General features: G+C 66.7%; 5 protein-coding genes and 4 pseudogenes. 5 read left to right on the top strand and 4 right to left on the bottom strand.

Annotated features, from left to right (window positions below):
• Window positions 1-183: 183 nt before the first annotated feature.
• Both ACGFNH_RS18285 and ACGFNH_RS18280 read left to right on the top strand, forming a co-directional pair.
• Window positions 184-501, top strand: a pseudogene (locus ACGFNH_RS18285) (HNH endonuclease); the annotation flags it as partial.
• Window positions 502-516: 15 nt separating this feature from the next.
• Window positions 517-834, top strand: coding sequence for a hypothetical protein (locus ACGFNH_RS18280; protein ID WP_393655448.1), 318 nt, complete (start codon window positions 517-519; stop codon window positions 832-834).
• A gap of 180 nt (window positions 835-1,014) precedes the next feature.
• Here the strand turns inward: ACGFNH_RS18280 and xerC are convergent.
• The 3 genes and pseudogenes from xerC to ACGFNH_RS18265 all read right to left on the bottom strand — a co-directional run bounded on the left by xerC (window position 1,015) and on the right by ACGFNH_RS18265 (window position 3,929).
• Window positions 1,015-2,689: pseudogene (gene xerC / locus ACGFNH_RS18275) on the bottom strand (tyrosine recombinase XerC).
• Window positions 2,686-3,192 (bottom strand): annotated as a pseudogene (locus ACGFNH_RS18270) (transcriptional regulator); the annotation flags it as partial. The pseudogenes xerC and ACGFNH_RS18270, both read right to left, overlap by 4 nt.
• Before the next feature lie 416 nt (window positions 3,193-3,608).
• Window positions 3,609-3,929: a hypothetical protein gene (locus tag ACGFNH_RS18265; protein WP_393654839.1), complete on the bottom strand. Its 321-nt coding sequence runs from the start codon at window positions 3,927-3,929 to the stop codon at window positions 3,609-3,611.
• A gap of 395 nt (window positions 3,930-4,324) precedes the next feature.
• Here ACGFNH_RS18265 and ACGFNH_RS18260 point away from each other — a divergent pair, with 395 nt between their 5' ends.
• The 3 genes from ACGFNH_RS18260 to ACGFNH_RS18250 all read left to right on the top strand — a co-directional run bounded on the left by ACGFNH_RS18260 (window position 4,325) and on the right by ACGFNH_RS18250 (window position 11,103).
• On the top strand, window positions 4,325-8,839 hold the full coding sequence (locus ACGFNH_RS18260; protein WP_393654837.1) for an AAA domain-containing protein: 4,515 nt from the start codon (window positions 4,325-4,327) through the stop codon (window positions 8,837-8,839).
• Complete coding sequence (locus tag ACGFNH_RS18255; RefSeq protein ID WP_393654835.1) at window positions 8,836-9,678, top strand: hypothetical protein; 843 nt, start codon at window positions 8,836-8,838, stop codon at window positions 9,676-9,678. The genes ACGFNH_RS18260 and ACGFNH_RS18255 overlap by 4 nt, the downstream gene beginning before the upstream one ends.
• Before the next feature lie 165 nt (window positions 9,679-9,843).
• The gene (locus tag ACGFNH_RS18250) at window positions 9,844-11,103 is read left to right on the top strand and encodes a hypothetical protein (RefSeq protein ID WP_393654833.1); all 1,260 of its coding nucleotides are present in this window, start codon (window positions 9,844-9,846) and stop codon (window positions 11,101-11,103) included.
• Window positions 11,104-12,453: 1,350 nt separating this feature from the next.
• Here the strand turns inward: ACGFNH_RS18250 and ACGFNH_RS18245 are convergent.
• Window positions 12,454-12,608 (bottom strand): annotated as a pseudogene (locus ACGFNH_RS18245) (site-specific integrase); the annotation flags it as partial.
• Window positions 12,609-12,740 lie beyond the last annotated feature (132 nt).

The following is a 12,740-nucleotide window of genomic DNA, read 5'->3' as shown; positions in this document are numbered from 1 at the left end:
GCCAGATCCAGCGGTCTGCCACGGTCAAGAGGGGTGACTGGCGTGTATCTCTGTGCCTGTCAACTCAGTTGAAAAGGGGCAGCTCACCGGCACACCGACCCAGCCTCTCTCCTAAAGCGGTGCTGACAGAGCCTTGCCTTCGCAGGCTCAACATCTATCGGCCACTCGACCAAGCCCAGGCTGATGTCACAGGTGGCTGGCATGCTACGAACTGTAGACAGAGGGGGGTCTATGTCCGTACCAAGCAAGTGGAAAATTGCGCAGCATTGGAACGAAAGCCCGAGAAGGGAAGATTTCGCACCTCATCTGTTGCTTGATGAGCCGTGTTGCTTCGCTTGCGGGTGGTTCTCAGAGCGATGGAAGCGAGCCACGGCCCAAGCCTCATGGCAGCGCGCCAACCTCGAACGAGCCCACATCATCCCCAGCAGCCTCGGTGGACCAGACGACGCGGACAACCTGCTCCTACTCTGTAAGCCTTGCCATCAAGAATCTCCAGACTGGGTGGACCCAGCCCAGATGGCTCGCTGGATCGCGACCAGAGAAGAGCGCCCCAGCAGGGAACTTGAGGCCTTCTTGGCTTGGTTTGCCGCAGCCGAGAAGGCTCCGGATTTCAAGGACGCCCTAGCCTCTGTCGTCGCGGAGGAGGGGGCAGCTGAGCGAGTGTCTGAGCTCCTTCAGGACCTCCTCGGCCGAGCAGGAACACACTTCGGCGTTGGATTCAGCCAAGGCACACGTGTCGCCGTGCTTCAGGCAGCTGCCGATGAGATCAACAGGCGTGCTCAGCAGACAGGCTGGGAGGCTGATGAATCTCGGTCGGTTGACATCCAAGACTGACATCAACGCCTGCGTACAGCAGCGGTCGTGCGCGATCTCGCTCAGCCACAGCGTCTAGGGAGTCATACGGCCGAACTGAGCCTTGATCGAACTCCTAAAGCGGGTGTCGCAGGTTCGAATCCTGCCGGGGGCACAACGCGTTACTGCTCTGACCTGGGACTTCTCCCCCAGGGAGGGGTTCTACTCGGCCTCGGACTCCTCGTCCGGGGCCGTTTGCGTGAGCGGTGCGTGAGCGGACGGAGAGTTGATCTCCCGAACGTCGCCCGACGGATCAGCATCATCCGGCACAGGCTCCGGGTCGGACTTCTCCACATCGTGGGCCTCGGGCTCCGCCTTGGGAGCCGCGTTCTCGGAGGTCGCACGGGCGCGCGGTACGAGCCGGGCTGCAGCCTCGGCGATCGCCAGGTCCGCCTCGGGGAGCAGGCTCGTGTACGTGTCGGCCGTGATGGTGATCGAGGAGTGGCCGAGCATCTCCTGGATGTCCTTCAGGTCGGCCCCGGCCGCGTGGGCCAGCGTCGCTGCGCCGTGGCGGAGATCGTGGAGCCGGACCGGCGGGAGGCCGATCTCCTCGTACAGCTCGATGAAGCGCCGTGTGACGTTGGCGGGGTAGAGCATCTCGGCGTTCTCCTTGGTGAAGACGCGTCCAGTCTCCACCCAGGCGTTCTCCCACTCGTCACGGTCCTTGTCCTGCTGGGCGCGGTGCCGCTTGAGGGCCTGGACCGTGTCGGAGCCGAGCGCGATGGTCCGCGCGCCGGCGTCGGTCTTGGGGTCGTCCTCGTACACCTCCCAGCCGTCCACGACGAGTTGCTTGGCGACGGTGATGAGAGCGGCGTCCAGGTTGGTGTCGGTCCACTTCTGGCCGCACGCCTCGCCCCGGCGCAGCCCGCGGAACGCGATCAGGTGGAACAGCGCGTACAGGCGGTCCTCCGCGACGTGGTCGAGGAAGAGCCCGGTGTGCTCCGGCGTCCAGACCATCACTGACGACGGTTTCTCGCCGGTGCGCTTCCAGTGCAGGATGCGTTCCTCGGTCCATACGAGGGCCTTGGGTCGCTTGCCCGCCTCCAACTCGACGTGGGCGGCCGGGTTGAAGGTGATGAGCTGCTGGGCGATCGCGGCGTTCAGTGCGGCCCCGCAGGGTGGAGCGAACGCGCTGGCGTGTGGCCGGGCCGACGATACGGCGGTAGGGCTCCATCTCTGCGATGGCTACCTTCATCGCCTTACGGCGGGCCCGGGGCTCGCGGCCCTTCCAGGGAATCTGGGCGAGGTCCTCGTACGCCTTGCGGCGGGCCGCGTTGCCTTCGGCGATCTCGACGTTGGCCTCGGCGATGGCCTCGAACATCTCCGACAGGTGGGCGACCCGAAGGCGGTCGAGCCGGTAGTGCCCGATCCGCGGTTTGAGGTGCACCCGGATGTTGCTCTCGTCGCGGCTGATGGCGCTCTGCCGCCCCTTCTTGCCCGCCAGCCACATGTCCAGCCACTCGCCGACCGTGAGCCTGCTCGTCAGGTCCAGGCCGTGGCTGAGGCGCCTGCGGGTCGCATCGATGTTCGGCGGCGGGGCCTTGTCGTCGGCCACCTTCTCCAGCAACTCGGCTATCTGGGCAAGGCCCTCGGCGTCGTCGGCGTCAGCGAGACCAACGAGCGCGCGCACGTGGTCGAGGTCCGCCTGGGCAGCCTTGAGAGACTCGTAGCCGGCGCGGCTGAAGGAACGGCGGGTGCCGTCCTCGCGGGGCGGCAGCTCCTGGCGTATGGAGTAGGAGCCGTGCTTGCGGCCGGCGAGCTTGGGGCAGTTCTTGCCGAGCGGCTTGCCGGTCTTGGGGGCACGGCAGTAGCAGCGGCGGTGGGTGGAGCCCTTCAAAGGCGTTCCTCCGTGGTGTCGGTATCGGGTTCGGGCGGGTCTACGTCGCCCAGTGCGGGTGGCAGGTCGGGTGGGATGGCTCCCTCCTCGCGAAGGTCGCGGCGGAGGTAGCGGAGCCGGTACTTGGCGGAGATGGCCTGGTCGCCGTACTTGGCCCGCTGGCGCTCGGCTTCTTCCTGCTGAGCGCGGCTGGTGGCCGTCTTGGTCGCGAATCGCGCCCGTTCTTCCTCTTCGAGCGCGGCGAGGGCGGTACTCACGAGGCTGGCATGACGCTCGAAGTCGGGGACCAGGCCCGCGTCGTAGCCAGACACGTGCTCCTCGCCGGTGAAGCGGCGCAGGGCGTCCCAGGTGGGCACGAGGTGCTGGAACGGCAGTTCCTGGGTCTCCTCGACGTAGCCGACCGGGAAGATCAGGCAGGCCGGGTACGTCTCCAGGGCGGCCGCCAGGACCATGACGTCCACGAGGGGCAGATTGGCCCTGCGCCCGGACTCCATGTTGGCGACGTGCTGGACGGATGGCCGACAGTACGCTGAGCCCAGTGGGATCGGGTCCGCAGCACATCGTCCAGGAGGTGCTTCATGGCGGCCTAGATGGCTGCCCCGGCGTGGATGCATGAGCAGATCACGGCGGCGGAGTACGAGTCGTCCGGGGCAGTTTTTCGTGAGCGGACGCAGAGTTGATCTCCCGAATGCCACCGGCGGATCAGCATCATTCGGCACGGGCTCTTCCGCCTTGTCCCATCTCCACGCGCTGCGCCGGACGTCGCTCACCGTGGACTACGGGGACTTGTTCGAAGGCAGCGGTTACTACCGCCTCGCGCGCGGCACGATCGAGCGGCAGATCCTCCTCAAGCTATACGCGTCCTGGCCCTCGGCAACCACGGCTGGTCCCACCACCTCGAAACCACATCGAACCCGATCTATGCCAGCGCACGGTCTGTGTCAACGCCGTCGATGCCAGTACCGGTGACGCGATCTTCCACCGACTGCACATCGCCGACATCGGTGATCGCCGCGTAGGCGTGACCGCCGTGATCAGACAGCAGGTGTTCCACTCGATCCCTGCAGCGCAGCGAGCCGACCCCGAGGTCACGGATCTCGTGCAGGCCCTGCACGATCTGGCGCTCGCCCACCGGCACCAGGTGGACAGCCGGGCCTGCCACAGCGACCAGTACGGTCCCGTCCGCGTCGGTGACCCGCTCGTCGTCAAAGGCCACGACGATTGCGCCATAACCGGACATCCGTTCATCGCGGACCGTAGCTGCCGTTCGGTCCGCACGCGAAGCACGCACGGGGGTCCACACGGTCTGTTGGCCGGGATATCAGGCTGTTCCCGATGGTCTCTCCGCATTACCTCCCACCTGTGCAGAAGCACATAAGAGGACCCGTCAAGGACGCTTCCGCCGGGCCGACCAGCACGTCCTCGACCAGCCCATTCAGCGACGCCCACGGCGCCGAAGCTTGTGAAGCAGATCCAGCCATCCTGCCTGGAGCTCGTTGCTGTGACCTCAACCGACCCTCACTCTGGAACGTTCGTCAGCGGCCGAGAAGGAGAATGGTGAACGTTCCGCGACGCCACGCGAGTGATCCAGACGTCATCGGGCAGACAGCAGGGTTGGTCAATTTCCTGCGTGATGTGGTCCACAGCAGCCATCAGCGGCAGCGTGACGACCGAGGTCGCGACCACCTTTGGCTGGCCCGGCTGCCCGAGCCCGTCCGCAGGCCGGCACCGCGCGATGACGGCGTGCTGCTGATCCTCGACCATGTGCCGCAGAGCGCGCCGCCCGACCTGCCCGCCTCGCTCGACGGCTGGGTGGAGCCGACGCGCTGCCTGGACCCAGATGGAGGCGATCCGCCTCTTGCGGAGGAGGGTCCGGGGCGCGAGCTGGTGCGCGTCGCGGACGAGCAGGAACGGCTGGAGGAGGAAGACACCCTGCGCCGTGAAGAGGCCGGTGACGTGCTGCGGGCCTATGGCACCTGGCTGGACCGCTGGCGCAGGTGGGCGGAGCGGGAGCGCGCGGAACGGCCGCTCCGGGAGCTCTACGACCGGGTCTACGCATGGCACCAGAAGCTGGCCCAGGAGGACGACCAGACGGAACTCATCCTGGGTGTAGGTCTGTTGACCTGGACTGCTCCAAACGAGGACACGGTGCACCGCCATCTGTTCACCCATAGGGTCGAGACATCGGTGGACCGCCGCACGGCAAAACTGACGGTGAGGCTGTCATCGGAGAGCGCCCTGCGCCTCGAAGACCAGGACTTCCTGGACAGTGACGACGGATGGGTACGCGAGCGCGGGGCCGCTCTCTCGGAAGAGATCACCGCTCGCGGGATGGATCCACTGGGGCCCGAGGCACTGGAGCAACTGGCGCAGTGGCAGGAGAGGGCGACCACACGTCCCATGGGCTTCAGCGCGGCGTGGGAGCCACCCCGCGCACCTGAGCCGGGGGCGCGCCTCACATACGCGCCCGCCCTGGTCATGCGCCCCCGCAACCTCAACTCTCTGCTGCGGTTCTACGACCAGATCGCGGAAGCGGTGGCCTCAGAGGGCCGCGCGCCGCTCGGCCTGGCCCAAATGGCCATGACGATCGAGACCGACGACCGATCCGCCTGGGACGGAACCCAGAGGGCCCCGCTCTTCGGTGACGATCCTCTCTTCCCTGGCAAGACGAATGCACAGCAGCGCAGTGTGCTAGGGCGCCTGGAGCGCGACACCGGCGTGGTGGTCCAGGGGCCACCCGGCACGGGCAAGACCCACACGATCGCCAACCTTGTCTCCGCGCTGCTCGCTCAGGGCCAGCGGGTGCTCGTCACCAGCGCCCGCGATCAGGCTCTGACCGTCTTGCGGGACAAACTTCCGCCGTCAGTAAGGGACTTGTGCGTCCTGCTGCTCAGCTCCACTCGCCACGACGGCGCGGGCGAGCTTGAACGCACCATCAACGCGCTCACCGACCAGGTAGCCACCAGCGACCCCGACGAACTACGTGCCGAGATCCGACGCCTCGCCGGCGAACGGGACGAGGTACGGGGACGGATCGAGACGCTCACGGAACAGGTGATCTCGCTCCGAGAGGCCGAGTACCGGCATCGGAGCGTGGCACCGGGATACGCGGGAACGCTCGCCGAGATCGTGGAGCGGGTCCACACCGGTGCCAAGGAGTTCGAGTGGATCAGCCCTCTCCCGGACACCGCCGAAGACTCCCCTCCGCTGGCCTCCGAACAAGCCCAGGAACTCCTCCTGCTGCTGCGTGACGGCTCGGGTCAGCCGCGCGTGGGCGGGGTGTTGCCTGCCCCTGACGAGCTTCCTTCGCCCCGGCACATCGCGGACGTCTTCGTGGCCAGTCGCCTCAGCGACGAGGGTCTGTCCGCGGAGGCCATCGAGATCCGGAACGTACTCGCTCATCTCGACGCATCCGTGACCGCCGAACTGGCCTCGCTGCTTGTTGACTGCGAGACGGCCCTGCATCACCTCGGGGTGCCTGCCGACGCCACACGCTGGGATCCGGATTCCTGGATCACTCGGGCGCTGACGGACCGGCTCTCCCGGTCCGGCCTCGGGCTGTGGCAGCGCGTGACAGCTGTCACCGACGACATCCGCGAGGTCGCACGGGACCTGGACGCGCTGGGCCTGCGCTTGGTGACCGTGCCCGAGGACCTGACCGCCCAGAAGGCCAGCCAGCTGGCGACCGTCGGGGCCGCCCTCCGGGCCCATCTGACCACGGGCAGGACTCTGCGCCCGCGGTTTCCGAGCAAGGCGCAGAAGAACGCCCGGGAGTTGCTGGAGTCCTGCACCGTCGACGGCCGTGCGCCGCAGACGGCGGAAGACCTGGACGCCGTGCTGGCACACCTCCGGGCCCACTCCGCCCTCGCTGGCGCGGCCACACGCTGGCATCAGGCAAATGCCGCGCTCCCCCCGGGAGACGTGGAGGTACGGCTGGCCGCACTGACCGCACGCGCCGAGTGCCTGGAGCACGTACAGGCATTCGGCTCGGGACGGGACCGCGTCGACGAGCTTCTCGTACGTCACGGGGTGCGCCTGGCGATCGCCTCCCGCCGGATGTGGCAGAACTTCAACGCCGGCGTCGCCGCGCTCCATGGCCGACGCGCCGCCGATGAGGCGGTCGCGCAACTGGCCGCGTGGGACGAACTCCTTCGTACCCCCGTCAATGGCGCCCAGCCATCAACGGAGTCCATCGCCCTCGTACAGGCCCTTCGCGACCAGGACGTGGACACCTATACCGAGGCAATAGATGCACTGGCCGCAGCGCACCGGCGGGAGCACCGCTCGCGTCGGTGCACCGAACTGCTGGACGCCCTACGCGCCGACCACCCTTTGCTCGCAGGCCGCCTCGTCGACAGCACCGACGATCCCGACTGGGAGGAACGGCTGGGGTCCCTGGAACGGGCGTGGGCATGGGCAAAGGCTTCGCAGTTCATGGACAAGCAGCGCACGCCCGGTCTGGAGCGCAAACTCGAAGGCGATCTCAGCGAGCACGAAACCCGGCTGGAGCATGTGACCGGTGAACTCGCCGCTGCTTGGGGGAGGTTGCACTGCTTGGAGCGAATGACACAGGAACAGCACTCGGCGCTCCAGGCGTACCGGACGCACATGTCGTCCGTCGGCAAGGGCAAGGGGCGGCATGCGGGACGCTTCCGAGCAGCGGCACGCGATGCGATGTCCGTGGCCCAGGGCGCGGTTCCCGCATGGGTCATGTCCATCCCCCAGGTCGCCGAGATGGTGCAGGCGAAGCGGGACGCCTTCGACGTCGTCATCGTCGACGAGGCCAGCCAAGCGGGCATGGACGCGTTGTTCCTCTTGTGGCTGGCTCCCCGAGTGATCGTCGTCGGTGACGAAAAGCAGTGTGCGCCTGCCGTCACCGGCCAGGGCCGTCTGCAGGCTATCCAGGACAAGTTGGCCGCCCATCTGCCGGACATGCCTACGCGGCTGCGCCAGCTCTATATGCCGCACGCCAACCTCTACCAGTTGCTGTGCAACTTCTTTCCGCAGGTGATCCGCCTCGAGGAGCACTTCCGCTGTGTGCCCGAGATCATCAACTGGTCTTCCAGCACCTTCTACGACCACAAGCTCCTGCCCCTGCGCCAGTACGGCGCCGAACGCCTCGACCCATTGCGTACCCACTTCGTCGAAGGCGCCGTGGTCGCGGGCCGAGACAGCCGTGTCCACAACCCCAAGGAGGCCGAGGCGATCGTCGACTGCCTGGCCCGCCTGGCCAAGGACCCCGCCTACCAGGACAAGACCATGGGCGTGATCGTGCTCCAGGGCTTCGGACAGATCAAGTTCCTGGAGGCTCTCATCGAGCAGCGTCTGCCGGCCACCGTGCGCGAGCGCCACCAGATTCGCGTGGGCAACGCGGCCTCGTTCCAGGGTGACGAGCGCCACGTCATCCTGCTGTCCATGGTCGTGACGAACCCGCCGCGCGCAGCGGGCGGGAACAAGAGCGAACAGCAGGCGTACAACGTCGCTGCCAGCCGGGCTCAGGACCAGATGTGGCTCTTCTACTCGGTCCCACCAGACCGTCTCAAGCCGCACGACCTGCGGCTCAACCTCCTGACGTACATGGAGAACCCAACTGCCGCTCTGGAGGCCGCCGACGACATCGGACCGGTGCTGCCCGATGTCCGGAGGGCTCCCTTCGACTCGCTCTTCGAACAGCAGGTGTACCTGGAGATCAAGGAACGGGCTTACCACGTGGTCCCGCAATTCCCGGCCGGCAGCAAGCGTATCGACCTGGTGGTGGTGGGGGCCCGCGGTCGGCTCGCCGTGGAGTGCGATGGCGACGCCTTCCACCACGCCACGCGGGAGCAGATCGAGAGCGATCAACGCAGGGACCGCGAACTGAAGCGCGTGGGATGGAAGTTCTGGCGGATACGTGAGAGCGACTTCCGTTTCGATCCCGCCGCGGCACTCGACGGCCTGTGGGACGAGCTCGACCGCCAGGGCATCCGGCCAGCGAACTACACGCGGTCCGCGACAGCCACCCAGCCGGTCGGCTCCAACGCCGCGTGGAAGCCACTTGATCTCTCCTCGGACGACGGGCTCACCGATGACGAGGGCACCGGGGCCGAACCGACCGACGACCGGTACGACGACCGAACCGACAACGACACCACGGAGGACAACGCCGCATGACGCAGGAAACCGCTCTGGGACCGCTCGACGGCAACACCTTGAAGGAGCTGGCCCGTGTCATCTGCGGCGATGACCACCTCTACTACCGCAGAGGCTTCGAGATCACCCAGTTCCTGGAGAACGCCGGGTGGCGCAACGTACCCGAGTACGACGGCGAGTACCGGGGCGAGTGGGCACTTCAGCTACTCATGGAACGTCGCGAGAACCCCACCGAGCTGGAAAAGGTGCTTCTCAGACTCGCGGACGCTCGCGAGTACCTCGAAGAACCCGACGTTCTCCCGGCCGTCGTCAACGCGGTCAACGCCTTCCTGGTCCACGAAGGCTTCCGCCTGGAGAACCCCGGCGGTCGACCCAGGGTCGTCGTCTGCGATCCGGCCATGGCACACCCGGGCCAGCAGGCGCCGGTCGAGCTCAAAGCCACCATGGCCGAGATCATCCGTGAACCACGGATGGCCGCGCTGCTCCAGCGCCGTCTGGACGAAGCCCGAACCTGCTACGCCAACGGGGCTCACGTCGCGGCCATCATCATGCTGGGCAGCCTCCTTGAGGGTGTCCTGCTTACGGTGATCGAGGAGCGCGACGCCTCCCTGCTGGGCAACAAGGACCCCGATTTCATCGGCCTCAAGGCACTCATCGACATCTGTCACAAGGCGGGCTGGATCGACGTCGACATGGAACGCCACAGCCAGACCCTGCGCGAGTACCGCAATTTCGTCCACCCACGACGTGAGTTCCGCGAGGCGCACACTCCCGACCGCGACACGCTCACCGTGTCCTGGTACGTCGTAAACGGCGCCCTCAACGACCTCGCGGCCAGCCATCCCGAAGCCAGCGCGTAGAGCGGGCATGGACGAAAGCCACTGCGTGCCTATCGGGCCGCGCAGTCAGACCAGGGACAACAGATCACGAGGGAGAGCAGGTTGAAGCTCACGGCAGAGGTGCTGAGAGACCTTGCGTAGCCGTCGAACGTCGCAGTCCACTCGAACTCGGAGCTGGCCGGGGACGTGAGCGCCTCGGCGGCGGACGACGACAAGCAAAGAAAGGGAAGGGAGCTTGACCCGCTCCGACGAAAGCCGGAACTGCAGCCCATACCGGCGAAGGATCTCAACCGACTGGTGCAGCTCACTCCCTGGGAGGTTCTGCACACCTTGGGACGATCGATTGCCTTGGCCCGGCGCGGAGCGGGACGCGGCCTCGCCGAGCACTGGGGCTGCCTGAAGTACAACCAAGCTCTGACCGGGAACTCGGACGCCTTCATGGCCCTCTCACCCGAGGGCCGGGAGACCGCGGACTACTACAAGGCGCTTCAGTCGGGAGAACTCGGCACCGGTTTCGCACTGGCGCTCACTACACGACTCCTGAACAGGCGCTATCCGGATCACTTCCTCTCGATCGTGCCGGCCGACACGGCCCTGCGTGCAGGGTGGGCCCTGACCAGTAGGGACTCCGGCCCGAAGTCGGGCTACCGGTACCGCCCGCAGTTCTTCGCCGAGGTATGGAAACCCGACGAGCCCTCTCGCGTCTTCCCGATCGCGTACAAGGGCAACCACAGTGGGCTCTCCGCCTCACATACTCAGCTCGCATCGGCTTCCGCTCACGTTGAGGCGGTGCACATCGGAGCATGGGATGAGACACCGTGTCTGGCGTTCAGCACGGAACTCCCTCTCGACGGGCCGCTGACGGTCCACACGCTGGAGGCGAGAGGAAAGGGAGGTTGGCTGGACACGCCCGGCCGCGTTCTTGACCACGCGTTGGAGGACGAGAACGTCTACCCCGGTATCCAACCGCCCGCGCAAGGCGACAAGCCCACGGAGCCCGAACCTGGCTATCACGTGAGCCCGGACCGCTACGCATGGTTCCAACACGCTCTCGCCCGCACCACCGCAGCCGGTCTCACCGCCTTCGCTGGGGACGGAAGGGCGACCGCCCCGTACCTGACGAAGCGGCAAGGGCAGCGGCATTTCACAGGCTTGACGCACGCGGCCACGGACAGCGTCCAGGACGCACGCCACCGGTTCCTCGGCATCGACTTCGTCGGCACTGACCATGTCTTCCGACTTAACCGGAAGCGAGTCGAGGCATTCTCCGGAGTCGCGGAAGATCTCTTCCGTCACCTTGAGGAGGGGCGGGTGGAGCAGTACCGCCGGGAGATCTACGCGCGCCGGTCCACCTGGCCGCGCGACACCTGGGCCCCACGATGGAACGGTCCCGTCTCCATACATCCTGACGGTTCCGTGCTGGCTATACGCCTACTGCGCGATTAACCCGCGTAGTGCACCTGCGCGGGTGCGGCCCCTCTCCCTCACGACGCCGAGAAGACGGGCTTCGTGCGTGAGCGATGCGTGAACGGACGGTCCGGCACAACCCGGCATGAGCCGGATGGAGTACCCCGCCGCGTGGCGCTGACCAGGCAAAACAGCGCCATGCGGCAGCGTTGAGCACCCCCCGGCAAGGATCCGATCCCACTCCTAAGCGGGTGTCGCAGGTTCGAATCCTGCCGGGGGCACACGACTAAGGGCCAGTTCAGAGGCATGATCCTCTCGAACTGGCCCTTCCTCGTTCCCACGGATGTGCCACGCCCGTGCCACAGATGCCGCTAGGAATCCACATCACCACGCTCGTTGCGGGTCATCGAACCGGACCCGAACCGACGGTGCCGCCCCTGCTTGTTCGCCATCAGGCAGCGTTCCCCAGGCCGGAGCGGTGCGCGGTGATCGGCTGAACCGTGCGCTCGGCGATGAAAGCGGACACGGCACTCTCAGGTTGCGAACGCACCGGCCGATCTTCACGTAGGCAATGCGCCGTTCCTCGATCAGGCGCCGGGCCCGTCCTGCCGGCGCCGCAACCATTCAGGGTTCTGTCGGGACGCACCACCATCGCGTCCCTGTTGGAGCGGTCGCTAGAATGAGTCATGAGATCGAACTCCATGCATTCTGGGACGGGTTGGAACCGGCGGCGCGCAGCAGTTCTGGCTTCCTTGCTGAGTGCGGCGGCGCTCGTATGGACTGCGGTTGCACTGAGCGTGCACACGACCGGCTCGACCGATCTGGACCCTGACGGTGTGACCGATGCTGATCTGGCCCGGCTGGGCGCTGCTGTGATGGCCGCCATCGCGGCGGTGGCTGCCGGACTGTGGTGGCGCCACTGGGCGACCGTACGTCGGCAGGTGGTCGGCGGAGGTTGGGCGCGGGGGGCGCTTACTGTCTCCGCCGTCCATTCGATGTTCGTCGTACCAGTGATTGTGTTCGCCTCCTGGGACTGGAAGGCCCCTGTGATCGCGTTCACGTGCGCGGTGCTCGCCGGCGGTGTGCGGGAGGTCGCCGGGGTGACCGCACCAACTACTGAGGCTGTCGGTCCCCGCCACCCCAGGCCGAAAACCTCAATGGCTCCTGCTGACATCCCCGGGTGACATCAACAGCACCAGACACAGGCGTCCATGCCCGGCCCGGCACGTCCGATCCGACCACCCGCTGATGCCACCGGACCGTGCTCGGATCGAATGCCATAAGCCGGGTGTCGCAGGTTCGGATCCTGCCGGGGGCACCAACACAAAGGCCCCGGACCGATCATGATCCGGGGCCTTTTTGACGGCAGCAGTAGACGGCAGTCGCGTCTCAGGCGGCGGGCAGTCGGCGTTTGAGCAGGCGATCCATGTGGCTGGCATCGCCTTCCGCTGGGTGTCGTGCACGACGTGCGTGCAGACGTCCATGGTGATGTTGATCCGGCGGTGCCCCAGGACCTCCATGTTGACCCGCGGTGCGATGTGGGCGGGGCGCTTCTTCGACGGCGTGACTCGACCGTCGGGCGGGACGTTGTCCAGGCCGCACGAGACAGATCGATTCACGGGGTCCGGTCTCTCGCCAGGCGTGACGAAGTGGAAGCGCCGCACAACGCTGTGGCC

It is taken from the genome of Streptomyces sp. NPDC048639 (assembly GCF_043199075.1).
Taxonomy (GTDB): Bacteria; Actinomycetota; Actinomycetes; order Streptomycetales; family Streptomycetaceae; genus Streptomyces.
Note: the sequence above shows the minus strand (reverse complement) of the source record. Positions and strands in the feature narration are given on the sequence as shown.

Bases quoted from the DNA above. Each gene is read 5' to 3' on its own strand.
- ACGFNH_RS18280 (WP_393655448.1), top strand. From the start codon at position 517: ATGGCTCGCTGGATCGCGACCAGAGAAGAGCGCCCCAGCAGGGAACTT.
- ACGFNH_RS18265 (WP_393654839.1), bottom strand. From the start codon at position 3,929: ATGTCCGGTTATGGCGCAATCGTCGTGGCCTTTGACGACGAGCGGGTC.
- ACGFNH_RS18255 (WP_393654835.1), top strand. From the start codon at position 8,836: ATGACGCAGGAAACCGCTCTGGGACCGCTCGACGGCAACACCTTGAAG.